The 26,840-nt window shown below is 60.1% G+C and carries 24 protein-coding genes and 1 tRNA gene; 24 read left to right on the forward strand and 1 reads right to left on the reverse strand.

Going from position 1 to position 26,840, the window contains the following annotated elements; all coding sequences use genetic code 11:
- Positions 1-202: 202 nt before the first annotated feature.
- The 15 genes from I4W07_RS08375 (at position 203) to I4W07_RS08445 (ending at position 16,415) form a co-directional block, all read left to right on the forward strand.
- A tRNA-Asp gene (locus I4W07_RS08375) sits at positions 203-280 on the forward strand.
- Positions 281-639: 359 nt separating this feature from the next.
- Complete coding sequence (locus I4W07_RS08380; RefSeq protein WP_196026326.1) at positions 640-1,125, forward strand: RrF2 family transcriptional regulator; 486 nt, start codon at positions 640-642, stop codon at positions 1,123-1,125.
- 21 nt (positions 1,126-1,146) lie between these two features.
- Positions 1,147-2,052: an HhH-GPD family protein gene (locus I4W07_RS08385; protein WP_196026327.1), complete on the forward strand. Its 906-nt coding sequence runs from the start codon at positions 1,147-1,149 to the stop codon at positions 2,050-2,052.
- Positions 2,053-2,166: 114 nt separating this feature from the next.
- On the forward strand, positions 2,167-2,706 hold the full coding sequence (rbr, locus tag I4W07_RS08390; protein ID WP_117634424.1) for a rubrerythrin: 540 nt from the start codon (positions 2,167-2,169) through the stop codon (positions 2,704-2,706).
- A 329-nt stretch (positions 2,707-3,035) separates the two neighbouring features.
- The gene (locus I4W07_RS08395) at positions 3,036-3,668 is read left to right on the forward strand and encodes a hypothetical protein (RefSeq protein ID WP_196026328.1); all 633 of its coding nucleotides are present in this window, start codon (positions 3,036-3,038) and stop codon (positions 3,666-3,668) included.
- A gap of 439 nt (positions 3,669-4,107) precedes the next feature.
- On the forward strand, positions 4,108-4,296 hold the full coding sequence (locus I4W07_RS08400) for a hypothetical protein (RefSeq protein WP_196026329.1): 189 nt from the start codon (positions 4,108-4,110) through the stop codon (positions 4,294-4,296).
- A 72-nt stretch (positions 4,297-4,368) separates the two neighbouring features.
- A complete protein-coding gene (locus I4W07_RS08405) occupies positions 4,369-4,530 on the forward strand; it encodes a hypothetical protein (RefSeq protein WP_196026330.1) in 162 nt (53 codons plus the stop codon).
- 123 nt (positions 4,531-4,653) lie between these two features.
- Positions 4,654-5,745 carry a DUF6036 family nucleotidyltransferase gene (locus tag I4W07_RS08410; protein ID WP_230317569.1) on the forward strand — a complete coding sequence of 364 codons (1,092 nt, stop codon included), beginning with the start codon at positions 4,654-4,656 and terminating at the stop codon, positions 5,743-5,745.
- Positions 5,746-5,796: 51 nt separating this feature from the next.
- Positions 5,797-7,152 (forward strand): DNA recombination protein RmuC, encoded by a 1,356-nt coding sequence (locus I4W07_RS08415; protein ID WP_196026332.1) that lies wholly within the window; start codon positions 5,797-5,799, stop codon positions 7,150-7,152.
- Positions 7,153-7,279: 127 nt separating this feature from the next.
- Positions 7,280-9,082 carry an ABC transporter ATP-binding protein gene (locus I4W07_RS08420; RefSeq protein WP_196026333.1) on the forward strand — a complete coding sequence of 601 codons (1,803 nt, stop codon included), beginning with the start codon at positions 7,280-7,282 and terminating at the stop codon, positions 9,080-9,082.
- Positions 9,083-9,145: 63 nt separating this feature from the next.
- Positions 9,146-9,811: an endonuclease III gene (gene nth, locus I4W07_RS08425; RefSeq protein WP_196026334.1), complete on the forward strand. Its 666-nt coding sequence runs from the start codon at positions 9,146-9,148 to the stop codon at positions 9,809-9,811.
- Between the two features lie 157 nt (positions 9,812-9,968).
- A complete protein-coding gene (mfd, locus tag I4W07_RS08430; RefSeq protein ID WP_196026335.1) occupies positions 9,969-13,601 on the forward strand; it encodes a transcription-repair coupling factor in 3,633 nt (1,210 codons plus the stop codon).
- A gap of 211 nt (positions 13,602-13,812) precedes the next feature.
- On the forward strand, positions 13,813-14,676 hold the full coding sequence (locus tag I4W07_RS08435; protein ID WP_196026336.1) for a phosphatase PAP2 family protein: 864 nt from the start codon (positions 13,813-13,815) through the stop codon (positions 14,674-14,676).
- Positions 14,677-14,721: 45 nt separating this feature from the next.
- Complete coding sequence (locus tag I4W07_RS08440) at positions 14,722-15,747, forward strand: threonine aldolase family protein (protein WP_196026337.1); 1,026 nt, start codon at positions 14,722-14,724, stop codon at positions 15,745-15,747.
- A 77-nt stretch (positions 15,748-15,824) separates the two neighbouring features.
- Positions 15,825-16,415, forward strand: a complete 591-nt coding sequence (locus I4W07_RS08445; RefSeq protein ID WP_196026338.1) for a GNAT family N-acetyltransferase — start codon at positions 15,825-15,827, stop codon at positions 16,413-16,415.
- Between the two features lie 21 nt (positions 16,416-16,436).
- On the opposite strand, the gene I4W07_RS08450 is transcribed toward I4W07_RS08445, so the two are convergent.
- A complete protein-coding gene (locus tag I4W07_RS08450; RefSeq protein ID WP_196026339.1) occupies positions 16,437-17,159 on the reverse strand; it encodes a GntR family transcriptional regulator in 723 nt (240 codons plus the stop codon).
- Between the two features lie 205 nt (positions 17,160-17,364).
- Between I4W07_RS08450 and I4W07_RS08455 the strand changes: the two genes are divergently transcribed.
- From I4W07_RS08455 to I4W07_RS08495, 9 genes are all read left to right on the forward strand, one after another.
- On the forward strand, positions 17,365-18,357 hold the full coding sequence (locus I4W07_RS08455) for an SIS domain-containing protein (RefSeq protein ID WP_006235139.1): 993 nt from the start codon (positions 17,365-17,367) through the stop codon (positions 18,355-18,357).
- Positions 18,358-18,588: 231 nt separating this feature from the next.
- Positions 18,589-19,671, forward strand: a complete 1,083-nt coding sequence (locus tag I4W07_RS08460; RefSeq protein ID WP_196026340.1) for a DMT family transporter — start codon at positions 18,589-18,591, stop codon at positions 19,669-19,671.
- Between the two features lie 182 nt (positions 19,672-19,853).
- Entirely contained in the window at positions 19,854-20,777 is a 924-nt protein-coding gene (locus I4W07_RS08465) for a PTS mannose/fructose/sorbose transporter subunit IIAB (protein ID WP_196026341.1), read from the forward strand.
- 36 nt (positions 20,778-20,813) lie between these two features.
- Positions 20,814-21,608, forward strand: coding sequence for a PTS mannose/fructose/sorbose/N-acetylgalactosamine transporter subunit IIC (locus I4W07_RS08470; RefSeq protein WP_006235136.1), 795 nt, complete (start codon positions 20,814-20,816; stop codon positions 21,606-21,608).
- A gap of 13 nt (positions 21,609-21,621) precedes the next feature.
- Entirely contained in the window at positions 21,622-22,455 is an 834-nt protein-coding gene (locus tag I4W07_RS08475) for a PTS system mannose/fructose/sorbose family transporter subunit IID (RefSeq protein ID WP_035136780.1), read from the forward strand.
- Positions 22,456-22,654: 199 nt separating this feature from the next.
- Positions 22,655-23,638, forward strand: coding sequence for an SIS domain-containing protein (locus I4W07_RS08480; RefSeq protein ID WP_230317570.1), 984 nt, complete (start codon positions 22,655-22,657; stop codon positions 23,636-23,638).
- Positions 23,639-23,797: 159 nt separating this feature from the next.
- Positions 23,798-24,427 (forward strand): HAD family hydrolase, encoded by a 630-nt coding sequence (locus I4W07_RS08485; protein WP_196026342.1) that lies wholly within the window; start codon positions 23,798-23,800, stop codon positions 24,425-24,427.
- Positions 24,428-24,782: 355 nt separating this feature from the next.
- The gene (locus I4W07_RS08490) at positions 24,783-25,790 is read left to right on the forward strand and encodes a YitT family protein (RefSeq protein ID WP_196026343.1); all 1,008 of its coding nucleotides are present in this window, start codon (positions 24,783-24,785) and stop codon (positions 25,788-25,790) included.
- A gap of 218 nt (positions 25,791-26,008) precedes the next feature.
- A complete protein-coding gene (locus I4W07_RS08495; protein ID WP_196026344.1) occupies positions 26,009-26,728 on the forward strand; it encodes a GntR family transcriptional regulator in 720 nt (239 codons plus the stop codon).
- Positions 26,729-26,840: the final 112 nt, after the last annotated feature.

Raw genomic sequence — 26,840 nt, forward strand, 5'->3', positions numbered from 1 at the left:
CACGCAAAGGAAAGCACTTAATGTGCTTTCCGTCTTGCGCAGGACTGTAGAGCAGCAAACTTAACCCCCGCCCTCAGCCCCGGAGACCCTCCCGGATGGCCCCGAAAAATTTTTTCAAAAAAGTTGTTGCGCGCCGGACAGACTTCTGTGTATACTAATCCCCGCAGCGCACGCGAGCGGAAACAAACGCGAACGTCTGCCTGGGGAGTTAGCTCAGTTTGGTTAGAGCGCCGGCCTGTCACGTCGGAGGTCGCGGGTTCGAGCCCCGTACTTCCCGCCAACGCAATTAAAGCCACGTCTTCGGACGTGGCTTTTTGCGTTTGATGCACTTTGTTTCGATAGAACGATCGCCCTGGTGCATCTTCGCCCAGAATCCCCGCGCCTTCGGGAACGCAAGTAAAATCTAATAAGTATATCTGTCTGAACAACAGCTTTGTTGCGCAACACCTGTTCAACGAGACAGGGGGTTAGGTTATACTAAATTGCACTGTGCGCCGCATCTGATGCATTTCGCTCCAAGCGCGGCACTCAGTGGATATCCGATTTACCATTTGGATGTCCTGGCGGTCATTTAGCGTCTCGACACAAGCTCGGCCCCGGAGCTCGTTCGAGCTGTTCGTATTCCTTGAAAGGGGAAAAATGGACATATCGAGGAAGACTGATTACGCCCTTCGTATGCTGGCGATGCTTGCCGAGGATCCGGAGTGTTTGCTTTCTGTTCGCACCGCTGCCGAAGAGGTCAATGTCCCGTATTCGTTTGCCCGCTCGATTCAGCACGGTTTGGTCCAGGCCGGTATTGTGGAGAGCCTGCGTGGCGCCCACGGTGGCATGCGTCTCAAGGTCAGTCCGGACGACGTCACTATCCGCCAGGTCGTCGAGGCTGTTCAGGGTCCTATGGTTATGAACGATTGCACCGCGCCCGATGGTGACTGTGCACGCATGGGCACGTGCTGCTATCATCCCCTGTGGGCCGGAGCCCAGGCGTTGATGCGCGACTACCTCGATTCCGTTTCGCTTGGCGACATCGTCGCTCACCGCCAGTTCCCGGCCGTCGATCCCAAGTTCGCCGACCGCGAAGCGTTTCCCGAGTACGCCACCTGCGCGTGCGCTTACCGGGAGGAATAGCGCCGCATAAGGAGCATAGCCATGATTCAGGACCCCTTTCGTTCGATGATTCGTTCGGATGGGGTCCTGCGTTATCGCGACCTTCCGTGGCGCCGCACACGCGATCCGTACATCATTTGGCTTTCTGAGGTCATGCTGCAGCAAACGCAGGTGCCGCGTGTGGAGGCGCGCATGCCGGTGTGGCTCGATCGTTTTCCGACCGTGCAGGCGCTTGCCCAGGCCGCGCCTTCCGATGTTTTGGACGCTTGGCAGGGCATGGGCTACAACCGACGCGCTCTGGCGCTTCATGGGGCCGCTCAGCGCGTTGTAGAGGACTGGGACGGGGAGTTTCCGCGTGAGACGCGTGACTTGGTCGCTCTGCCTGGTATTGGCCCGGCAACGGCGCAGGGTATCCGGTCGTTTGCGTTTGATCTTCCGGGTGTGTATCTAGAGACCAACGTGCGCACGGTCTTTTTGCATCATTTCTTTCCCGATGTGCCGGCTGTTCCCGATCGCGAGCTGGTGCCGCTGATCCAGGCTGCTTGTCCGGCGGCTCCCGGTGCAGCGACCGACGAGATCGCTCCCTTTGCCGTGCCGCTCGATGATGCCGACACGCCGCGCGCGTGGTATTACGCGTTGCTAGATTACGGCGCATATCTAAAAAAGACGTTGCCCAATCCGTCCAGGCGCTCGGCGGGCTATAGCCGTCAATCAAAGTTTGAGGGCTCGCGTCGCCAAAAGCGCGCGCATATCGTGCGTATGTTGCTGGCAGCGCGCGATGGCCAGCCGGCGGGGATTACGCTTGCTGATGCCGTGGCGGGCGTTAACGAGATGGAAGCGGCGGCTGGGCGTGGGCCGGTCGAGCGCGACTTGATCGCGGGCATTCTAGCCGACCTGGAGCGTGAGGGCTTTTGCCGAGCTGAGGGCGATCGCTGGCTGAGCATCTAGCCTGTGCAAATCTGAAGAACAGGATTGTAAGGTTTAGATTTTCGGCATGAGGGCATCCTAAAGACGAGGCCGCTCGAAGCCTACGGGCGGCATGCGTTGAAGGGAAGTACACCTATGGATTTTGAGAATTCCCAAACCAAGAAGAACCTCGAGACCGCTTTTGCCGGTGAGTCCCAGGCACACACCAAGTATCGCTACTATGCCTCCAAGGCCAAGAAAGACGGCTACGTTCAGATCTCGAACATCTTTGCCGAGACGGCTGGCAACGAGTCCGAGCACGCCAAGCTGTGGTTTAAGTATCTGCACGACGGCGCCGTCCCCGATACCCTGGACAATCTGCGTGATGCCGCTGCGGGCGAGAACTACGAGTGGACCACGATGTACGACGAGTTCGCCAAGACCGCCGAGGAGGAGGGTTTTGCCGAGATCGCTGAGAAGTTCCGTGGCGTCGCCGCCGTCGAGAAGGCCCACGAGGAGCGCTACAACAAACTCGTCGAGCGCATCGAGTCGGGCGAGGTGTTTGAGCGCGAGGGCGTGAAGGTGTGGAAGTGCCTGAACTGCGGGCACCTGCACGTTGGTGCTGAGGCGCCTGAGGTGTGCCCGGTGTGTAACCACCCGAAGGCGTACTTTGAGGAGCAGGTGGTGAACTACTAGCGCGTGGCGCTGGCATGAGCTGGGCCGGGAGGGCGGGATTACCTTCCCTCCCCGCTCACGGCTCCGCAGGGTCGCGTTGAGGGAAGGTAATCCCGCCCTCCCGGCCCGCTTTGGGTCGTCGCGTGCTCGCTACAGAAAAGCTGATTAGAAGTTTGTGTGCCGCCCCTTTTGGGCGGCACGTTTTGTATAGGGATTGGGTTGCGGCCATTTGGTTGATGGTTCGGTTATTTGGTTGACGGGGCTTGCTCCGGGTTGGGGCGGCGCCGTTGTTTAGGGGGTACACTGGGTGGCGACTTTTAGTTTATCTACTACCTGATGGGGTGTTTTTTATGGGCAAGAAGTCTCGAGCTCGGGTTGCTGCGGCGGGAACTCGCAAGGATCCTGGTCGTCGGGTTGCCGAGGGTAAAAAGGCCGATCGTGCTGAGAAGGACAAGAAAGTCGGCGCGCATGCTCATCCTGAGTGGGCGCCTCATTTGAATTCGGCTAGCGAGGATTTGACTGCCAAGTTGTTTACTCTGGTCGAGGTAATTTTGGGCGTGGTGCCCCTTGTGGTTATCGGTTTATTCTTGGCTTCGAAGGACGCCACGAGTGTCGATAAACTCACCGAGGTCTTTTCGCAGGACCCCTCGATGGTGGTCTCGTTTATTTCTGCGTGCTTGCAGCCGTTTGTGGCGTACATGCTGTATATGGTCTACCGCAAATACTGCGAGGGTGATGCGGGCTTTGCCGCCGGTAACCTGATCGGTCTTTTGTGCTCCGAGATCCTACTGCTCAATATCCCGGGCGTCATCGGTATGGGCATCTTGCTGTGGCGTGTTTGGCGCAACGTCGCCCCGCACTTTGAGAGCTGGTTGTTTGAACGCCGTGCAATGGGCGTGCTGGCAGACATCGCGGGCTCGCTCGTGATTCTAGCCTTGGCGTTTATGTGCGCCACCGCCACCCGAGGTCTCGCGGGCATCTAAAGCTGCCTCCACCGACTGCGGAGCACGGGGCGGGGAAACACCTTTCCCTCTCGCTCACGGCTGCGCAGGTCGCGCGAGGTAAAGGTGTTTCCCTACCCTGTGCTCCGGCTTCGGGTCGTCGCGTGCTTGCTACTGAAAAACTGATAAGAAGTTAGCGTGCCGCCCCTTTTGGGGCGGCACGTTTTTGTATGGGGTCCCTGTCTTCACAATTTCCGTCAAGCTTTTGGTTAGATTTTGGTCAGTTGGTGTAAGGGTGGAAGGCCAAAAGATTGCTGGCGAAAAAAGCTCAGAGAAAGTGCTGGTAGGGGAGTTGTTGAGCTTTTCGACAGCTTTTGAGCAAAAGAAACTTTGTGGCTATTGCCGGCGATTGCGTTGTCGCGGTCATGGTGGTGCGGGATGCTGGTCGTAAGCGTCGAATGCTCCGATTTTGGAGGCCAGCATGGATCTGTTTCTTGAGACCCCGCAGCAACAAGCTGAGCGCATGCTGCGTCAGCAGCAACGACTCATGGAGATGCAAATGCAAGGGGCGGCAGTCCAGCCCTTTGCGCAAAACGTTACGTCCGCGGTTTCGCCTGCGGGCGGATCGGCGCCAGAGAACTATTCCGTACAACAAGATTCATATGCGTAGGAGCTTGCATTCGACAAACGCCGCACGCGTCGTCGCCGCGTGGGCCAGCGCCTGCGCACATTGGCGATGATCGTGCTCATTCCGCTAGGACTTGCGGCGATTTTCTTGGTCTCGTATGCGCTCACCTGCATCCTCAACGGTGCTTCGCCCGGCGAAGTGCTCCAACATCTGTCAGCCCTGGGCCAGCGCCTAGGCGACGTCATGACAACCATTCGCACCGGCTGGGAGAGCTAGCGTTTGTCACATTAGGACTTCTAAGGTGTTGGGATTATCGCCACGAGTAAAATTCTTGCATCCTGTGGGCCCTGTCGTGCGACTGAATATTATTATTAAAGATGAATAATAATATGATTTGCTATGTATAAGCAGGATTTAGAGCAGACTCTGTTGGGCATTGACGAAGAGGCAGAGCTGGAAATAGGTCCAAGAGACGACAGGCCGAGCGTTGTATTGGTGGGAGGAAGCGCCTTCATGCTAAACGATGTGACGAATCGTTCGGTTACACATGACATCGATGTGTTTGAGGCGGACAGGTGCCTCCGCGAGATCATAGCTCGATACCCCGAGGTGAATGGTATGGCGGTGGCATATTGTAATCAGATGCCATTCAATTACGAAGATCGTTTGATCCCCTTGGATATTGGGGCGCGTTTTATCAGGTACTTTACGCCATCCTTGGAGGATCTGGCGGTAATGAAGCTCTATGCCTTCCGTCCGAACGACATCATCGATCTTCATAGTCAGGCATTCGTCGACCGACTTGATTGGGGGCTGCTCGAACGGCTTATATTCGACGAGGGAGAAGCACTGGCGTCGTCGCCTTCGGAGCGGAGTTATCAAGAGATGGTCTGTGCATACAGGCAATACAAAAAAGGAGGTGCTCGGTTGAATCTGACCTTTGAGGGATTCTTAAAAGGCTATTGCCGAGAGCTATCCGGACAGCAGTCGCTCAGTTTTAGAAAACTGGTTAAGCAAGCGACGACGGTTGCGCCGCGCGTGGCGGAGCCCCTGTTTTTGCTCGCTTTGGCACAGGGTAAAGCCGAATACGTTCTGGGCTTATCCGAGGGTTCGTGGATGGAAGAGGGTTACCGAGGCGTTTTGTCCTTGTACGCCCAAACGGGTAGCCTGGCATCTCTATGCGCCGAGGATAAACTTCCTAATCGTTATGCCAACGTTTGGCGTGCGTATAGAGCGGTGAAGGAAAAGCCAGTGGCGGACAGAAGGATCAACGCCCTGATGCGAAAAAGAACGTTGGGAGCGCTAGAGGAATCGGGCGTAACGCGCTACGGTCTCTGCCGCGATTTGAATCTGAATAAGGGAAACGTGTACGCATATTTAGCCGGTGATGACTCAAAGGTGAGCAGGGAGACGGCGCGCCGCATTATGGAATATGCGGAGGAGAGGGGCGCCCAAGAAGGGACCGGGCGCCCGGTGCGTATGGCGGGGTAAGATTGATCGCGGTTTTGATTGGTGCTCGATTGGGTTTGTTGGGCGGAGTTTATGTCTGCTATTGATATTGTGCTTGTTGTGATCGCCTTGGTGGCGGTGGGGGTTGCTGTGGCTTGCGCCCTCCAACTCAAGAGCCTGCGTGCCGAGTTGCGGGAGCGTGGCGACAGTAGCGCGGAAACGCTGGCAGCACTCGAGCAGGCTAACAAAGCGCTCGATGCCCTGAACGTCGCGCTGGCCGAAACCCGTCGCACGGCCAATGCCATCGCGCAGCAGCAGACGACCGATGCGGCCGTAGAGCAGCAACGTTACCTGACCATCGCGCGCGAGTTCTCGCAAGCCGGTGACCGGATGGATGATCTGCGCCGCGAGACCGCCCAACAGCTCGGCGCCAATCGCGAGGGCATCGAGCATCGCCTGGACAAGGTGCGCGAGACGGTCGATGCTCAGCTGGGTGCCATCCGCGAAGACAACAACGTGCAGCTCGATCAGATGCGCGCGACGGTGGACGAGAAGCTCTCTCGCACGCTCAACGACCGACTTTCGGCATCGTTTAAGCAGGTGAGCGACCAGCTCGAGGCCGTGTACAAGGGCCTGGGCGATATGCAATCTATCGCCACCGGCGTAGGCGACCTCAAGCGTGTGCTGGGCAATGTAAAAGCGCGCGGCATTTTGGGCGAGGTACAGCTGGGTGCGATCCTGACGGACATCCTCACACCCGACCAGTATCTGGAAAACGTTGCCACCAGGCCCGGCGCCTCGGAGCGCGTTGAGTTTGCCGTCAAGCTGCCGGTAGACGAGGGCGATCCCGTGCTGCTGCCGATCGACTCCAAATTCCCGGGCGACGCGTACGAGCATCTGCTCGACGCCCAGGAGTCGGGCGATGCGGAGGCCGTTGCCGCAGCGCGCAAGACGCTCGATATGATGGTGAAACGCGAGGCAAAGGACATCTGCGAAAAGTACCTGAGTGTGCCGGCAACGACCAACTTTGGCATCATGTTCGTGCCGTTTGAGGGGCTGTACGCCGAGGTCGTCAGCCGACCCGGGCTCATCGAAACCCTGGGCCGCGACTATCATGTCAACGTTGCCGGTCCCAGCACTATGGCCGCCATTCTCAACAGCCTGCAGATGAGCTACCAGACGTTTAGGCTGCAAAAACGTACCGACGACGTACTGCGCGTGCTCTCCGCCGTCAAGGCCGAGCTGCCGCGCTATCAAAAGGCGCTGCGCCGCGCCCAGCAGCAGATCGAGACCGCGGGCAAAACGGTCGAGGGCATCATTACCACGCGCACCAACGTAATGGAGCGCAAGCTCAAGGACATCGACGCACTGGAAGACGCCGACCAAGTCGATGAGATCTTGGGACTCACGCCCGCGGGCCTTCCCACAGACCAAGAAGACGAGGACTAATTGCAACAAGACGGCGGGGCACCGGTGCAAACGCGGGCGCCCTACCGCTTTTCGTATCGCACTTGTCTGGAGCGTGCTCCAATGTGCAACAATGGCGTTTCGCCCTACCAGATGCGAAAGGAAGCCCATGTCTCAGAGAAGCACCAGCCCGCTCAGCCGCTCCACCGTGCGCCGCACGCTGCAGCGGTTTTGGGGTGTCACGCGCACGCAGCCGCTGATTGTCTTTCTCTCGGTGTTCTCGTCGGCGGGCTACATCTTTTTGCTGACGTTTGCCAATACCTATGTGATGGCCCTCATTGTCGACCGCGTTCAAGCCGGTCCCGTGGTGGGTGACCAGGTGTTTGAGGTCTTCGGCCCCTATATCCTGGCGCTCGTACTCGTTAACCTGGTGGGTCAGATCCTCTCCAAGCTACAGGACTACACCGTCTACAAGCTCGAGATCGCAGGCAACTATCACCTGGCGCGTCTATGCTTCGACACGCTCTCCAACCAATCCATGACATTTCACACCAGCCGCTTTGGCGGATCGCTCGTGAGCCAGACGAGCCGTTTTATGAGCGGCTATACGGGGCTGGTGGACGTGACGGTGTATTCGCTCATCCCCACCATCACCTCGGTCATCTGCACGGTGGCGGCGCTCGCCCCGGTGGTGCCCACATTTACCGTGATCCTGGTGTGCATCATGGCCGTCTACATCGCGTTTGTCTGGCTTATGTACAAGCGCATCATGCCGCTTTCGGCCGCGACGTCCGCCGCGCAGAACAAGCTCTCGGGTGTGCTCTCCGACGCGGTCACGAACATCTTGGCCGTCAAGACCTGCGGGCGCGAGGACTTTGAACGCGATCTGTTCGACGCCGCCGATCGTGCCGCGCGCGACGCCGAGACGGTCTCGATGCACGCCATGATGCAGCGCAACTTTACGACCTCGGGCCTTATCGTCATCACCATGGCCGTGGTGAGTGTGTTCGTGGCGGGCGGCAACGCGTGGTTTGGCATCTCGGCCGGCTCGCTCGTCATGATCTTTACCTACACCTATAACCTCACCATGCGCCTGAACTACGTGAGTTCCATGATGCAGCGCATCAACCGCGCGCTCGGCGATGCGGCCGAGATGACGCGCGTGCTGGACGAGCCACGTTTGGTGGCAGACGACCCGGACGCCTCTGAGCTCAAAGTGACCGAGGGCGCGATTGATTTTGAGCACCTGAGCTTTGCGTACCGTGATGCTGCAGCGGGCGAGAGCGTGTTCGATGACCTGGCGCTTCATGTGGCGGCGGGCCAGCGCGTGGGCCTGGTAGGCAAATCGGGCTCGGGTAAGACGACGCTCACCAAGCTGCTGCTGCGCCTGGACGATGTTCAGGGCGGCCGCGTGCTCGTGGACGGTCAGGATGTCTCGCGCTGCACGCAGCAGAGCCTGCGCCGCCAGGTTGCCTACGTGCCGCAGGAGGCGCTGCTGTTCCACCGCTCCATTCGCGAAAACATTGCCTACGGTCGTCCCAACGCCACTGATGAGCAGATTCGCGAGGCCGCGCGCCTGGCCAACGCCCTGGAGTTTATCGACCGCTTGCCCCGTGGCTTTGACACCATGGTGGGCGAGCGCGGCGTCAAGCTCTCGGGCGGCCAGCGTCAGCGCGTGGCTATCGCCCGCGCCATCCTAACCGACGCGCCGATTCTGGTGCTCGACGAGGCGACCTCTGCCCTCGACAGCGAGTCCGAGGCGCTGGTGCAGGAGGCGCTCGAGAACCTGATGCGCGGCCGCACCTCCATTGTGGTGGCGCACCGCCTGTCTACCGTGGCGGCGCTCGACCGCATTGTGGTGCTGGCCGATGGCGAGATCGTCGAGGACGGCACGCATGCGCAGCTCGTCGAGGCGGGTGGCGAGTACGCGAGCCTGTGGAGCCGTCAGACCGGCGCATTCTTGGAGGCGTAAGCGTCTCGGACGTGGGACAATTGTGCCCATAAGTTTATTGTGCCGTTGAGCCGAGGAGTCGTTATGCCACGCGAGACCAATGCCGCCAAACGCGAGCGCGCCATCGAGGCGTGTGCGCGCCTCAACCGTCGCTATGGCCCGGTCGAGTGCTTTTTGGACCACGAGAATCCCTTCCGCCTGCTGATCGCGGTGCTGCTCTCGGCGCAAACGACCGATGCGCAGGTCAACAAGGTGACGCCGCGGCTGTTTGCCCAGTGGCCCACGCCCGAGGCCATGGCTGGGGCGAGCGTGGCTGACGTGGCAGACACCATCAAGTCACTCGGCTTCTACAAGAGCAAAGCCAAGCATGCCGTCGAGGCCGCGCAGATGATCGTCGCCGACTATGGCGGCGAGGTGCCGGCCGACATGAAGGAGCTCGTGAAGCTGCCGGGCGTGGGACGCAAGACGGCGAACATCGTGCTCAACGTGGGGTATGGCATCGTGGAGGGCATTGCGGTGGACACGCACGTCAACCGCATTGCGCACCGCCTGATGCTGAGCCCCAAGACGCATGCCAAGGAGCCGCTCAAGACCGAGCAAGATCTGCTCAAGATTTTGCCGCACGAGTATTGGGAGTCGGTCAACCATCAGTGGATCACCTTTGGTCGCGAGATCTGCGATGCCCGCAAACCCAAGTGTGACGAGTGTCCGCTGGCAGATTTGTGCCCCAGCGTGCGCGTAGCGGGGTAGGGCGGAACGCATTTTCGTCTGGCGTTTTTTGCGGGGCTGGGTTTGTCCTTGAGCCGGAGTCCTCTCCATGCGCTACCATGACAGACAATGTATTTGACGTACGACCCGCCGAGCTTGCCCCGGCGGGCTTTTGGCGTTGCGATGCCGGAGGAACAGCATGCTCATTCACCGTATAGCCGCGCAGCTCTACACTGCCGAGGCGCTGCAGACCGTCGAGGCCGGACTCGATGCCGGCGAGGACGTGACGCTGGCCGTGTCGCAGTCGGGCCGCACGCTTATGGCGGCCGCTCAGTTTGCGCGCCGTCCGCGCCCGACGGTCTACATTGTGAGTGGCGAGGATGCGGCCGATCGCGCCGCGCGCAGCCTTGCCGCCTACGTGGGCCTGGCGCACGTGTGCCGTTTTCCCGAGCGCAAGGACTATCCGTGGCGCGAGCAGGCGCCCGACGATGCCGTGGTGGCGCAGCGCTGCGAGGCTCTGGGGCGCATCGTGCGCGGGGACAGCTGCATCATGGTTGCCTCGGCCCGCGCGCTGCTGCGCTGCGTGCCGCCGGTCGAGAGCCGCTATTGGGAGTCCACGACCTTTGCGGTGGGCGAGGAGATTCCTTTTGATGAGGTGCCGCAGCGCCTAGTGGGCATGGGCTACACCAATGCCGGCGCCGCCGACGCGCCCGGTCTGTTCCGCGTGCACGGCGACACCGTCGAGGTGTTTCCCGCGCAGGAAAAAGCGCCCGTGCGCATTGAGTTCTTTGGCGACGAGATCGACCGCATCCGTCGCATGGTGAGCTCAACGGGGCAGACCATCGGTAACGAAGACAGCATCGAGATCTTCCCCTGCCGTGAGCTGGCGCTTACCGACGAGGCCGTCCACAACATGCATGTGGCGCTCTATCGCGCCAGCCAGGACGACAGCAAGCTGGCCGCATTGCTCGAGATGGTGGATGCGCGCATCGTTACACCCGAGCTCGACCGCTTTTTGCCGGTAATGTACGGCCAGACCGTGAGCCCGCTGGCGCACGTGAGCGGCAAGGCGCTCGTGGTGCTGTCCGAGCCGCGCTCGCTGTTCGACGATTGCCTGCGTGCCTACGAGGATATCGAGGCGCGTGCTGGCGAGGCAGGGATTGACCGGCTGGATGGCCTGTATGTACGTGCCCAGCAGCTCGATTTTGGTGCCCAGCAGCGCCTGAACTACGTGAGCCTGATTCGTGCCGGCGGCGCGGTGACGGCGGAGCTCAAGATTGAGCAGCCGGCCATTGCGGGCTCGGACAATCGCTTTATGACGCGCATTCAGGAAGTCGTGGGCAAGCGCTACGCCTGCGTGTTTGCCATTCCCGACCGCGGTGCGCGCGAGTCGATGGAGCTCACCTTTGGCGACGAGGGCATTACCTTTGAGGAGTCGCTGACCGCGGCGCCCGAAAATGCCGGTGCTATCGGCGACCGCGTGCGCGTGGCGGCGGCGGATTCTGCCGATCGTGCCGCACGCCAGGAGGCCCACGTTTCCATTCGCGAGCGTAAGGTCGACGCGCTCAACGCCCGCTCGCTCGAGGTGGGCGCCGCGCAGGCTGCCGCCGGCGCCGCCGTGCCCACCATCTCGCGCGGGCGCGTGACCTTTGTGGACGCTGCCCTGCCGCAGGGCGTGGTGGTGCCCGACGCCAATTTGGCCGTGTTCTCGATTGCCGACCTCAACGCCCGCATGGATGCCAACCGCGCGCGCAGCCGCCGCAAGGTTGACATTACGCAGATCACGTTCCCGTTTAAGCCGGGCGACTACGTGGTGCACGCCACCCACGGCATCGCGCTCTTTAGCGAGGTCGCGCGCCAGGAAGTGGGCGGCAAGGAGCGCGACTACTTTTTGCTGGAATATGCCGACGGCGACAAGCTCTACGTGCCGCTCGAGCAGGTCGACCGCATCACACGCTATGTTGGCCCCGACGGCGACAAGCCGCGCCTGACCAGGCTCAATACCGCCGACTGGACGCGTGCCACCAACAAGGCACGCAAGAACGCCAAAAAGCTGGCGTTTGACCTGGTCGACCTGTATACACGCCGCTCGTCGATTACCGGTATCGCCTGTCCGCCCGATACGCCCGAGCAGATCAAGATGGAGGAGAGCTTCCCCTACGACGAGACGCGTGACCAGCTGGAGGCTATCGCCGACATCAAGGCCGACATGGAGGCGCCCAAGCCTATGGACCGCCTGCTGTGCGGCGACGTGGGTTTCGGCAAGACCGAGGTTGCCCTGCGCGCGGCGTTTAAGTGCGTGGACTCCGGCCGTCAGGTCATGGTGCTCTGCCCCACAACCATTCTGGCCCAGCAGCACTACGAGACCTTCTTTGAGCGCTTTGCCCCGTTTGGCCTTGAGGTCGAGGTGCTCAGTCGCTTCCGCACGCCGGCGCAGCAGAAGCGCGCGCTCAAAGCGTTTGCCGAGGGCACGATCGATGTGCTCATCGGCACGCACCGCCTGCTTTCGGCCGATGTGAACCCCAAGAACCTGGGCCTGGTGATTATCGACGAGGAGCAGCGATTTGGCGTGCAGCACAAGGAGCAGCTCAAGAACCTGCGCGAGCAGATTGACGTGCTTACGCTTTCGGCAACGCCGATTCCGCGAACCATGCAGATGGCCACGAGCGGCGTGCGCGACATGAGCCTAATCACCACACCGCCGACCGGGCGTCGTCCCGTGATCGTGCACGTGGGGGAGTATGACCCCGACGTGGTGAGCGCGGCGATTCGCCTGGAGGTGGGCCGCGGCGGTCAGGTGTATTACGTATCCAACCGCGTCAAGACCATCGACGACGCCGTGGCGCGCGTGCACGAGGCCGCGCCCGAGGCGCGCGTGGGCGTGGCGCACGGCAAGATGAGCCCGCGCGAGGTCGAGGACGTGATGATCGAGTTCGCGACCAAAAAGATCGATGTGCTCATCGCCACGACCATCGTGGAGAGCGGCATCGACAACGCAACGGCCAACACGCTCATCATCGAGGACTCGCAGCGCCTGGGTCTGGCACAGCTCTACCAGCTCAAGGGCCGTGTGGGCCGCTCTGCCACGCAGGCCTACGCGTACTTTATGTTCCCGGGCGAGCTGCCGCTCACCGAGGAGGCCACGGCGCGCCTGACCGCACTTTCCGAGTTCCAGGACCTGGGCAGCGGCATGCGCATCGCCATGCGCGACCTGGAGATTCGCGGCGCCGGCTCGCTTATGGGCGCCGAACAGCACGGCAACCTGTCGAGCGTGGGCTTTGACCTGTTTACGCAAATGCTGGGCCAGGCGGTGGCCGAGGCGCGCGGCGATGACGACGCCGGCGTGGAGGCGGCGAGCGTGGGTATTAACCTGCCTGCCGATTACTTCTTGTCCGAGGAGTACCTGCCGGCGGTGGACCAGCGCGTGCTCGTGTACCGTAAGCTCGCGGCGGCCGAGGACCTGGAGAGCATCGACGAGGTGCAGGAAGAGACCGAGGCCGCGCACGGTGAGCTGCCGCTGGCGGGGCTCAACCTGTTCAACCGCGCGCGCATCCGCATCCGCGGCGAGCGCTTGGGGCTCGAGAGTGTCACGCTCAGCGGCGGCCGCATCACGTTTTTGGGCGTTGACGTGCCCAAGAAGGTGGCCTTTGAGCTTAAGACCCGCTATGGCGCGGTGAACTTCCCCAAGAGCCGCAAACTGTCGGTACCCTACAAGGCAGGCGCCGGTGCGGGCAGCGGCCTGGGTCGCGGTCTCGACGCCAACGACGGCACCGGCCCCGTGGCCGCGGCACTCATGCTGCTGCAACAGCTGGGTGCCAGCGACGACGACTAACGGGTCGACGCTGCAAACGCTCCATTTGGGCAATCTGACCCTCACTCGTCGGTCGCGTACGCAAGTACGCTTCCCTCCTCCTTCGGGCCACCTTGCCACAAATGGAACGTTTTCGCTCACTTATGCTCAACCTGTAAGGGTATTTATGGGACAAAGCTATCTTTGCCCCACCACGTTGCGGGTCGACCCTTCGCCCGACCGAAAGGAAAGCATGTTCGGATACATCTATAAGAAAGATGTCGCCATTATCGCGGTTGTCCTGTGCCTTTGTCTGGGCGTGGGCAGTTTCTTCGATTACCAAATCTCGAGCATGCTGTTTAACTCATCCAGCTTGTTCGGTCGCTTTGTCGAGGCGGCCGGCGAGCTGCCGTTCGAGCTGACGGCGAGCGTCGCGGGCGTTATGCTCGTACGCGCGGTGCGTCCCGACTCCAAGGGGAGCAAATGGCTCGCCGTGCTCGGCATCCTCGTCAACGTTGGCCTGACCGGCTACGAGATCGTTTCGTCCCTGCGGGTTGGCGGTAAACTCATTGCCGTTCAGCTGGTGCTGACGTTTGTGCTGGTGATCGCCGCCAACCTTATCGTCTATCGCCTCACGCGCGCGACCGAGCCTGACGAGCTCACGCGCTGGGCGTTGATGGTGCTTGCCGTGTGGGTCGCTCAGGCCATTATCCTCAACGTGATCGTCAAGCCGTTGTGGTCGCGCCCGCGCATGCGCGTGATCGAGGTCACGCCGGGGCTCAATTTTCAGCCGTGGTGGGTGATTGGCAACCCCGACAAGTGGAGCTATATCGCCGCCGGCGTAATCAAGGACGGCTTTAAGTCGTTCGCGAGTGGACACACCGCGCATGCGGCGATTGGCCTCATGCTCGCCGGGCTTCCCGCGGCGGCCTTTAAGGAAAAGCCGTCGCGCCGCCGGGTGGTCTTTTGGACGGCGGCTGTGGTCGCGGCGCTCGTCGCCTTTGGCCGTATCGTGATCGGAGCGCATTTTTTGAGTGACGTGAGCTGCGGCTTTGCCCTGGTGCTGGCGCTTGAGTGCCTTGCCGCGCGTATTGCCTATCCCAACGGCGTACAATAGCTCCGTTTGAATCATCTGGCCGATACCCGGTAAGAGAGGATTGCCATGCTCGCGTTTAACAACGATTATTCCCACGGCGCACACCCGGCGGTGCTGCAGGCGCTCGTCGACACTAATATGGAGCCGCAGCCCGGCTACGGTACCGATGCACATACCGAGCGTGCCAAGCACCTTATTCGCGAGGCCTGCCAGGCCCCCGATGCCGACGTGTTTTTTCTGGTGGGCGGCACGCAGGCCAACGCGACGGTGATCGACATGCTGCTTGCGCCCTACGAGGGCGTCGTTGCTGCCGAGACTGGCCACGTCGCCTGCCACGAGGCGGGCGCCATCGAGTTTGGCGGCCACAAGGTACTCACCATCCCCGGCTACGAGGGCAAGATGCACGCCGAGGACCTCGAGAACTATATCCAGGTGTTCTACGAAAACGAGAGCTATGAGCACACGGTGTTCCCGGGCGCCGTGTACGTGAGTCTATCGACCGAGTACGGCACGCTGTACTCCAAGGCCGAGCTCGCGGCGATTCACGCAGTGTGCCAGAAGCGCGAGATTCCGCTGTTTGTGGATGGCGCCCGTCTGGCCTATGCGTTGGCGGCCGATGAGTGCGACATTACCCTGCTCGAGCTGGCGCAGCTGTGTGACGTGTTCTACATCGGCGGCACCAAGTGCGGCGCGCTCTGCGGCGAGGCTGTGGTGTTCTGCGGCATGCACGCCCCGGCGCATCCCATTCCGCGTATTAAGCAGCACGGCGCGCTGTTGGCCAAGGGCCGTCTGACGGGCGTGCAGTTTGAGGCGCTCTTTACCGATGGCCTGTATTTTGAGATTGGTCGCCAGGCGATCGAGACGGCTCAGACGCTTCGTCGCGTGCTGCACGAGCGCGGCTACCAGTTCTTTTTGGAGACGCCCACAAACCAGCAGTTTGTGATTCTGCCCAACGAGGACATGGCCCACATTCGCGAGCATGCCTCGATCGAGTACTGGGAAAAGTACGACGAGACCCACACGGTGGTGCGCTTTTGCACCAGCTGGGCCACGACGCAGGAGGACATCGACGCGCTGGCGGCTGTCCTGTAGCCTGATGTAATGACGAGGGGCCGCCTTGCGCTGGGTTTGGCGCAAGGCGGCCTTTGTTTTTGAGGGAGAAGGGTTGTATGACCGAGATGTCCGAGCCGACGATTCGCCTGGCGACGCCCGAAGACGCGCCGGTGTTGCTTGCCATCTATGAGCCGTATGTGCGCCAGACGGCGATTACCTGCGAATACGAGGTGCCGAGCGTTGAGGAGTTCGCCGGGCGTATTGAGCGTACGCTCAAGCGCTATCCGTATTTGGTGATGGAGTTGGACGGGCGTCCGGTAGGCTATGCCTACGTGAGTTCGCTTAACAGCCGCGAGGCATACGACTGGTCGGTCGAGACGTCGATCTACCTGGCACGCGATGTGCGCCATGGCGGGCTGGGTCGCAAGCTGCACGATGCGCTCAAGCAGTGCCTGATCGCGATGGGCATCACCAACATGTGCGCGCTCATCGCCGTGCCGCACGACAAGGACGACGAGTATCTAACGCACAATAGCCAGGACTTCCATGCCCATATGGGATATCGCTTGGTGGGCGCCTTCGATCGCTGTGCCCAAAAGTTCGGCCGCTGGTACGACATGTGCTGGATGGAGTTGGTCCTAGCCGAGCGCACACCCAACCAACCCAAACCAACCTGGTTCCCCGACCTCCCCAAACCTACCATTTAGGGACAGGTTTATTTTGGCAGGTTAGCCGATTGGCTCGGTGTATTTGGCGCGGTCGGTGCGTTGGATGCGCTTAGAGACATGGAGCGGTCGGCCGTCGGTGTCGTAGACGTAGTCGGTGATCAGGATCAGCGCCTGCCCGCGCTCGACGTTGAGCAAAAACGCCTCGTTTTGCGAGGCATAGCACACCTCAAAGGTCTTATGTCCCTGTGCCGGCGCGCGATGGAATTTTTGACGCAGCGTGGCGTAGAGCGAACCGTTGATATCGCGATCGATGAGCGACCCAAAGCTTGGCGGCAGATAGGTGGTCTCCAGGCACAGTGGCGCATCGTCCAGATAACGCAGACGGACAAGTTTGACGAGCTTACTGCCCACGGCGGCATCAAAGAACTTAGCTATGCTGCCGCCCGCCTTGGTAAAGCCCGAGTCCACCGTGCGCGTGGTGGGCTTCATGCCCTGGCCCTCGACCTGCTCGGTATAGCTCGAAAACACCAGATTGTTCTCGTGGAGCGCGGGCGTGTCGGCCACAAAGGCGCCACGCCCGCGCTCGGTGCGCACCAGGCCCTCATCAATGAGCACCTTAAGGGCGTGGCGCACGGTGCTGCGCGACAGCCCCGATTCGTCCATGAGTTCCATCTCGGACGGCAGCTTGTCTTCGCGCGCGTAGACGCCGGCGGCGATGCGGTCACGCAGCATGCCCGCCAAGCGCTCGTATTGGGCCAGTTTCTTTTTAGACGAAGCTTTCATGCGATCAACCTGTATCTAACTTGTATGCGAGTCTAATCAAGCATGTATTCAATACAACAACAAAACTGCTGGTAACGAGAAGTCGAAAACCTTACCAGCAGAATTTCTAAGTCAAATATAGCATACAACTAGTCGACATAACCAAAACATGTATGTAACTTGTATGCCATCGAGAGCATCAAACGAGAAGAAAGGCTGATGCACGATGACTACTCAGGAACAGGTTAAGGATGTCGTCTCCCAGGTTTTGGCTGACAAGGCAGACAAGGGCGGCATCAAGCGCGTCGTGTGGATTGGCGCCGGCGGATCCAACGGCGGCAACTATCCTGCCCAGTACTTTATGGAGCACGAGGCCACGCAGGTCGTGAGCTCCAGCTACACCAGCAACGAGTTCGTGCACGCAACCCCCGCCTACGTTAACGAGAACACCCTGGCCGTCGTCGTGTCCATGCGCGGCACCAAGGAGACCATCGTCGCCGCCCAGGTCGCCAAGGACCACGGCGCCAGCACCATCGCCATCTATGTTGACGAGTCCGGCCTCACCGAGGTCTGCGACTACAAGATCCAGTACGACAGCTTGGCCGTCGACGAGTCCTGCATGGGCCGCACCAACTCCGCCGTCGTGACCATGATCGCCATGGAGCTTACGCAGCAGACCGAGGGCTATGCCGAGTACGAGACCGCTATGGCCGCGTTCGACTTGGTCGACCCCATCTATCGCAAGGCCGTCGAGTACACCCGTCCGCTTGCTGCCAAGTGGGCCGAGCAGAACGCCGACAAGCCCTGCATCAACGTCATGGCTCAGGGTCCGCTCTTTGGTGCCGCCTACGTCTTTAGCATCTGCAACGTGCAGGAGATGCTGCAGATTGACTCCTGCACCATCAACACCTGCGACTTCTTCCACGGTCCCTTCGAGATCCTGGACAAGCGCACCTCGCTGTTCCAGCTCATCAGCGTCGGCCGCAGCCGCTGCAACGACGAGCGCGGCATCCGCTTCGTCAACCAGTACGGTGGCGAGCGCGTCTATCAGCTCGACGCCAAGGAGCTCGGCCTCAACGACATCAAGGACAGCGTGAGCGAGTACTTCAATCACCTGATCTTTGCCCCGATCCTCAACAACGTGTACATGCGTGCGCTCTCTGCCGTCACCCACAAGGACTACATGACGCGCCGCTACATGTGGAAGCTGGACTACTAGGGGATAGAGCGGCCTAACAGCTCGATGTCCTCATAAGTTGCGGTGGAATAGTTCCTGCTTGGGGGCTTGAAGCCTCTATTTAGGAACTATTTCACCGCAACCGCCCAGTAATCCGCTGGGGGCGGAGGAAAACGGATCACTTATCCGCTCGCCGATTTGTGTCTTGAAAAATGTATATAACGACTATAACGTAGTGTGAAACATATTGGAAACAATACCGAGGAGGCTGCGTTGAAGAAAAGCAATCTGGGCTATGTGCTGGTGCTGATCGCCGCGCTTATGTGGGGCAGCATCGGAATCTTTGTAAACGGCATTGCGGCCATGGGCGTTTCGTCCCAGAGCATGGCGGCCTTTCGCTTGTTGGTCGGAGCGCTTATCTTGGCGCCGGTTCTGATGTTTATGGGCTGCCGTCCGGGTGAGGGGTCTACCGTGGCTCAGGGTCCGCTGGCCCTGTTCAAGGCAAGCCCTAAAGAGCTTGTTCCCTGCGCACTTGTCGGTATCGTCGGTTTGGCCGCCGCTAACACCTGCTATTACGAGTGCATGGGCGAGGTGGGCATGTCCACGGCCTCGGTGCTGCTCTACACCTCGCCGGTGTTTGGCGTCGCGCTCGGCCGCGTGCTTTATCGCGAGGACGTGACCCCTAACAAGCTCGTTGCCATTGTCTTTAACATCGTTGGCTGCGTGCTTGCGGTGACCAATGGTGACCTTTCCGGTTTTCATTTTTCGGTTTGGGGCGTAACGTCGGGCGTGATTGCAGGCCTTTGTGGTGCGTCGCTCGCGGTGTTTAGCCGAATAGCAACCAAGACGGTCCACCCGCTGGCTGTCACGTTTTGGGGCTTTGTTTTTGGCGGTGCGGTTATGGCAGCTATCGCGGCTCCGTGGCCGGATGTCACCGCGGCAATGTCGCCACAGCTGCTGCTGTTGTTCCTTGGCTTTGGACTCATCCCCACAGCCGTGGCCTACATCTTATATATGCAGGGTCTGTCCATGGGGCTCGAGACGTCGAAAGTTCCCGTCGTAATGTCATTCGAGACGGTCGTCACCGTACTGGTGGGCATTGGTGTCTATGCCGAGCCCGCCGGCGCGATCAAGGTCCTGGGCATTGTGCTGGTGCTCGCGTCCATCCTGATTATGAACACCGACTTCTCCAGGCTGCGCAACAGTGTGTTTGTCGGTCATGTCGTTGAGAGCATGACCTTTAAGCCCAATGCGTGGTGGACGGAGAAATCGCAGGACATGGATCTGTTTAAGGAACGCACCGGCATCGCGCTGGAGCCCACCGTGCAGGAAAGCCCCTGGTACTTCGTGCGATAGGGGATTGCGCGCAGGGTCTGACCTGGGGTTATCCAGCTAGCGCCGGCCTACCCAGCCCAACGTTTCAAGTACGTTAAACCCGTCAACGGTCGATTTTCACCCGCGAACGGTCTTTATACTAATTAGCAATATAAGCAACGTATAAGACGTTATAATGACCATAACGAAAAGGAGGAGGCAAGATGAATCAGATCATTCTCGCATCTCATGGCGGCCTGGCCGCAGGCGCCAAAGACACGCTCGAGATGGTTCTCGGCGACGTGTCGAACGTCCACGTCGTGTCGCTTGCTCGTGACGACAAGGAGCCCATCACCAATAAGGTGGACGCCATGATCGCCACGTTCAACGCGGACGACACCGTCTATGTGCTGACCGATATGCTCGGCAGCTCGGTCAACAACAGCATGGTCGAGCTTTCCAAGAACGGCACGAAGTTCACGGTTGTCAGCGGTTTCAACATCCCGCTGGCGCTCACGCTCGCTATGAGCCCCGTCCCCGTCAAGGGTGCCGAGCTCGCAGCCCTCATCAACGAGGCCCGCACCGGTCTGACCAACCCCAACGCACCGGTCGAGGCTGCCGCGGCTCCCGCCAAGAAGGCCAAGGCGTCCCGTCACAGCTCCGGTCCCGCCAAGATCGTCCTCGTACGTCTTGATTACCGTCTGCTGCACGGCCAGGTCGTCTTTACCTGGACCACCAAGGTTCAGGCCGAGCGCATCATCGTCGTCGACAACGCTGCCGCCAACGATGACATCAAGAAGGGCGCTCTTAAGCTGGCCAAGCCCCAGGGCGTGCGCCTGAACGTCTTCACCGTCGAGCGTGCCCTCGCCAAGATGGACAAGCTCAACACCCTCGGCGAGCGCGTCATGTTCGTCTTTGGCAACACGGCCGAGATGCTGCAGTTCTGCCAGGGCTACAAGCTCGACGCCATCAACCTGGGCGCCACCGCCAACCACGACGGTGCCGATCAGGTCGGCGGCAAGGACAGCTCCGTCTTCCTCGACGCCGCCCAGAAGGCCGACGTCAACCAGCTGCTCGACATGGGCATCAAGCTCTATGTCCAGCAGACCCCTACGTATCAGAGCGTCGACATCGACGCCAAGCTGTAATCAACCAGGCTTTTGCCTGACTGAAAGGAGAAGGGTATGAATACGTTCATCAGTGCGGTGCTCGTCGGCCTCGTCGGCGTGTTCTGCATGTGGGACTCCCGCCTGCTCGGTCGTCTTAACTTCGAGCAGCCCCTCGTTGGCGCTACGCTCGTCGGTCTGCTGCTGGGCGATGTGCCCACCGGCCTTGCCGTCGGTGCCGCCGTCGAGCTCGTGTCCATGGGCCTGGTGCAGGTCGGCGCTGCCGTTCCGCCCGATATGGTCCTGGGCGGCATCGTGGCCGCTGCCTTTGCGTGCCTGACCGATGCTTCCGCCGAGACCGCCATGACGATCGCCATCCCGGTCGCCGTCCTGGGTCAGCTCCTCGGCATCGTGTTCCGTTCCATCATCGCCGCCCTCACCCATGTGGCAGATAGCGCGATCGATAACGGAAAGTTCAAGACCGCCTACCGCATGCACATCTGCGCCGGCTCCGGTCTGTACGCCGTCATGTACTTCCTGCCGATCTTCCTCGCCGTCTTTGTTGGCACCGACCTGGTTCAGGCCATCGTCAACATGGTTCCCGAGTGGCTGTCCACTGGTCTTAACGTTTCGACCAAGATCATGACCGCCTACGGCTTGGCCCTGCTGCTCACCATGATGATCAAGAAGGGTATGACTCCGTTCCTGTTCATCGGTTTCCTGCTCGCCGCTTACCTCAACCTGTCCGTCATCGCGGTCGCTCTGATCGGTGTGTGCCTGGCTGTCGTCTTCATGGGCTTCAAGTTCAACGGTTCCCATGCAGCCGCCGGTGTCGATTCCGACTACGATCCGCTCGAAGACGACGAAGACTAAGGAGGAACACACTATGGCAACCGCAACCAAGGACGTGTCCCTGAACAAGAAGGTCAGCCAGTTCTTCTGGCGCTCCTGGGCCATCCAGGCCTCTTGGAACTACGAGCGTCAGATGAACATGGGCTTCCTCTACGGCATGGTTCCCACGCTCGATCGCCTCTATCCGGACGAGTCCGACCCCAAGCAGCTCGCTGCTAAGAAAGAGGCTTACCACCGTCACATGGCGTTCTACAACTGCACCCCGCAGACGAGCGCTTTCATCCTGGGCCTCTCCGCCTCCATGGAGGAGGAGTACGCCAAGGATCCCGAGAACTTCGATCCCGATTCGATCAACGCGGTCAAGACCTCCCTCATGGGTCCGCTTTCCGGCATCGGTGACTCCTTCTTCCAGGGCACCATCCGCGTTATCGCCTTTGGCCTGGGCGTTCAGCTGGCTCAGCAGGGCTCCATCATGGGCCCGATCCTGGCTATGCTCATCTCCATTGTCCCCTCTGTGCTGATCACTTGGTTCGCAGCCAAGATGGGCTATCAGGGCGGCCACGAGTACCTGAGCAAGCTTCAGGGCGGCGACCTCATGGAGAAGCTCATGTATGTCTGCGGCATCGTGGGTCTTATGTCCGTGGGCGGCATGATCGCCACGCTGATCGGCGCCACCACCCCGCTGCAGTTCGCTGAGGGCACCGTCGTTATCCAGGACATCCTGGACGGCATGATGCCCCAGATGATCTCCCTTGGCCTCACCGGCCTTATGTACTGGCTCATCAAGAAGAACGTCAACACCGGTTGGCTTCTCGTGATCGCCATCGTGGGCGGCATCGCCCTCTCCGCGGCCGGCATCCTGGCCTAGTCGCGACCAAGCGTCTAACCGCTTTCCCCCGGGGGCCTGCCTGGCATCCCATACCCCAGGCAGGCTTCCATCCCCAAAATGCGACAATGGGACAGTCCCTTTGTCGCATCCTTAACGGGCCGGCGACTCGGTCCAAATCACGGTAACCCTGCGAGCGCCCGGCAATGTGGCGCCGCAAAAATCGAAAGGAATGTGTCAGATGTACGAGATCGACCTTAACCTCCCTAAGCAGATCGTCGCTGACGTCCTGTCCAACCACGAGATCCACAGTGTCGCCTTCGTCGGCTGCGGTGCTTCCATGTCCGACCTGTACCCCGCCAAGTACTTCCTGGCCAACAACACGGACAAGCTGAACGTTCAGATCTTCACCGCTAACGAGTTCAACTATGACACGCCTTCCTGGGTCAACGAGCACACCTTCGTGATCACCTGCTCCCTCGGTGGCTCCACGCCCGAGACCGTCGAGGCCAACAAGACCGCCAAGAAGCACAACTGCCCGGTCGTCTCCCTCACCAACAAGGCCGGCTCCGCTCTGACCGTCGACGCTGACTACGTCATCGTTCACGGCTTCCACGCCAACTTCGCTGCCAAGTGCGAGAAGCCCGGCTATGCCATCGCTCTTGCTGTCGAGATCCTTCAGCAGACCGAGGGTTATGACCACTACGAGGACATGATCACCGGCCTCACCAACGTCTTCGAGCTCTGCGAGAACGCCGCTCAGCACTGCAAGAAGCTCGCCAAGAAGTTCGCCGAGGACTTCAAGGACGACAAGATGATCTACTTCATGGCTTCCGGTGCCTCCGAGAAGATGGCTTATTCTCACGCTGCCTTCCTGTTCACCGAGATGCAGTGGATCGACGCCGCCGCCTACAACACCGGCGAGTACTTCCACGGCCCGTTCGAGGTTTCCACCGAGGGTAAGCCCTACGTCTTCTTCATGTCCGATGGCGCCACCCGTCCGATGGACGCCCGCGCCCTCACCTTCCTTGAGCGCATGGGCGCCAAGGTCGCTCTGATCGACTCCAAGGACTACGGCCTGGCTGACGCTGTGCCCGCGAGCGTCGTCACCTACTTCAACCCGCTGCTGCACCTCGCCGTTATGCGCGAGTACGGCAACCAGATCGCCGAGGCCCGTCAGCACCCGCTGACCATGCGTCGCTACATGTGGAAGCTTTCCTACTAATCACAAGTAAGTAGACCTTACGGGTTGATTGAGAGGGGATGGGGTTTGTGCCCCGTCCCCTTTTTGCTCTGGGGAGGGCGTGTCTGTCGCGCCGTAAAACCCCAGATAAAACCTACCAAAATAAACCTGACCCTTTTTGGCAGGTGGGAGGAGATGCGTATGATCAAGGCAGTGCTGTTTGATATGGACGGCGTGCTGGTCGATACCGAGTGGTTCTACAACCGTCGTCGCGTGGCGTTTATGGAGGAGAAGGGCTTCCACTTTGACGAGATCCCCGATCTTTCGGGGTCTAACGAGCCTGCCATTTGGAAGTCGCTGGTACCTGACGATGTTGAGCTGCGCGAGCGCCTGCGCGTGGAGTACAAGCAGGTCTACAGCCCAGACCATCCCGTTCCGTATGCCGAGCTGCTCAACGAGCAGACGGAGCCGGTGATGCGCAAGCTGCACGAGCGCGGCGTGAAGTGCGCCATCGCAAGCTCGTCCTATCGCGAGCTCATTGACGAGCTGGTGGGGATTGCCGGTATCGCCGACGTGCTGGACTACACCATCAGCGGTCACGAGTGCAGTGCGTTTAAGCCCGACCCCGAGATCTACCTGCGTGCCATGGAGGCGCTGGGGGTGGAGCCTGCCGAATGCCTGGTTATCGAGGACTCGCCTTTGGGCATCGAGGCCGGCAAGCGCTCCGGCGCCCGCGTCCTGGCGCTGCGTCCGCACGAGGGCGTCAACCTGGATCAGTCCGCCGCCGACGTTGTCATCGACAGCCTGACCGACATTTTGGCCGCTTTGTAGTGTCAATCCGCCGCGAGAAGCATTGGTTCACGCGTCTTTTGCTGCGGATTGGCTTAATTTGTCCTCTATTTGGATTCGTTTGGCTTCGATTCGGACTAAGTGAGTAGACTTTTTGGTGCAGTACGAGCGCAAAGTGCATCTGCTCTAGCAAAACCGCAGGTCACAGGGGTGGCGGTTTTGGGTGTGCTCGGCAGATCGTAAAAAGTCTACTCACTTGTAATTTGGGCCTTTGGTCGTGGAGGCTGTTGGTCCCGCTTTGGTTGTCGAGAGAGGGTGAATTGAAGCGCCCCCGCACGCTCCATGCTACAATCGCGGGCATGCCCCACAACTACATCTGCCTTCGAAAGGAGCTTCCGTGGCGAACGCCATCGATCAGCTCACGGACCGTGTGCTCGTGCTCGGCCGCCTCACCATCGTTCGCCGTGCCATTACCGCCGTGGCGGTCACAATTTCTGCCGTCCTCCAAACATTCCTGATCCAGGCGTTCATTCAGCCCGCCGACCTGCTTCCGAGCGGTCTCACCGGCGTCGCGGTCCTGCTCGATCGCGTTACCTCGCTGGGCGGCGTTCACATCGACATCTCGCTCGGCATGCTTGCGCTCAACATTCCCGTGGCGCTCCTATGCTGGAGCGGCATTAGCAAGCGCTTCGTCATCTTCTCGATGATGCAGGTCGTGCTCTCGTCGCTGTTCCTCAACGTCTTTCACTTCGCTCCATTTTTGGGCGACAAGATTATGCTCATCATTTTTGGCGGCGTGGTCTCGGGTCTGGGCGCTGCCATCGCGCTTAAATCCGGCGCATCTACCGGTGGCACCGACTTTATCGCGCTGTGGGTCTCCAACCACACGGGCAAGACCATCTGGGGCGTTATCTTTGGTTTCAATTGCTTTATCCTGGCGATCTTTGGCTTTATGTTTGGCTGGGACAACGCGGCGTACTCCATCGTGTTCCAGTTTATTTCGACCAAGACCATCGACAGTTTCTATCGTCGCTACGACCGCGTGACGCTGCAGATCACGACGCGCAAGGCTGACGAGGTCATGACCGCCTATGTTGACCATTTTCAGCACGGCATTAGCTGCGCCGAGGTCATCGGCGGATACAGCCGCGAAAAGATGTACCTGCTGCACGCCGTTGTATCGACCTACGAGAGCCAGGACATTATCAAGCTAGTGTGCGACATTGATCCCGACGCCGTGATCAATGTGTTCCACACGCTCAACTTTGTGGGCGGCTGGTGGGGCGGTCATGTCGACGAGCCCATGCCCACGGCCGTACCCGATCCCGACAAGCCCGCGCGTATGGCCAGCAGACAGGCGCGCCTCAGCGAGCAGGACAGCCTGCAGCAGGACGACGGCAAGTAGGGTATTGGCATTTGCCGGTCCTGCGCAACCCATCCGAACGAGCCCCTCGAAAGCCCCGTTGCTTTCGAGGGACTCTCGTTTGCCCAGATAAAGCCTACCAAAATGAAGCTGTCGCTTTTTGGTAGGGAGGGTGTATCGTTTTATCAATATGAGGTAACATGAAACTAGACGTTATATACGTATTAGTTATTTCGATATTTCGATAAGAGTGATCAGATATGCCCGCGCCCAAAAATGCACCGCTTTACCAGCAGATTTACGACGAAATCAAGGATGCGATCGAGAAAGGTGTTTATGCACCCAAGGAGCGTATTCCGTCCGAGCTTGAACTAGCCGAGCAGTACGAGGTGAGCCGTATTACGGTGCGCCGCGCTGTCGAGGAGCTGTGCTCCGATGGTTACCTGGTTAAGCAGCAGGGCCGCGGCACCTTTGTCTCCACGCCGCACATCAATCGCCAGTTTCACGCCTCGACGCTGCAGACGTTTACCGCGCTGTGTGCCGGCAACGGCATGAAGGCCGGTGCGCACGTGATCGATCGCCAGATCGTTCCGGCGCGCCAAAACGAGATGGAGTTCTTTGGCCTGCAGAAGGATGCACTGCTGCTGCATATCAAGCGCGTGCGTACGGCCGACGGCGAGCCCATCTTTGAGGAGAACATCTTTGTGCCGTTTGACGCCTACCGTGAGCTGTTGACGGCCGATCTTGAGGACAAGTCGATTTTTGCCGAGGTCGAGCGTGTTGGCGGAACGCCGATTGTCTCGGTTGGCTACCGCACGGTCGAGGCCGTTCGAGCTAACGCCGAGCAGGCGGCCGAGCTGGGCATTGCTCCGCACGATCCGCTGCTCAATCTGCGTGCCGGCTTTACCGGTCCCAACGATGAGCCGGTCTTGCTCGGCAAACAGTACTACGTGGGTAGCCGCTACGTCATGGTGATGTAGGGTTGGTTCCGCCGTTCTAACGAACGGCGGATCGGTCGACGCTGCAAGCCCGCCAGAGCGGCAATCTGCCTTTCAACTTCGGCGGCATGACCAGAAGGTCAATGCCGCCTCG

This window comes from Collinsella aerofaciens (assembly GCF_015670745.1).
Taxonomy (GTDB): domain Bacteria; phylum Actinomycetota; class Coriobacteriia; order Coriobacteriales; family Coriobacteriaceae; genus Collinsella; species Collinsella aerofaciens_T.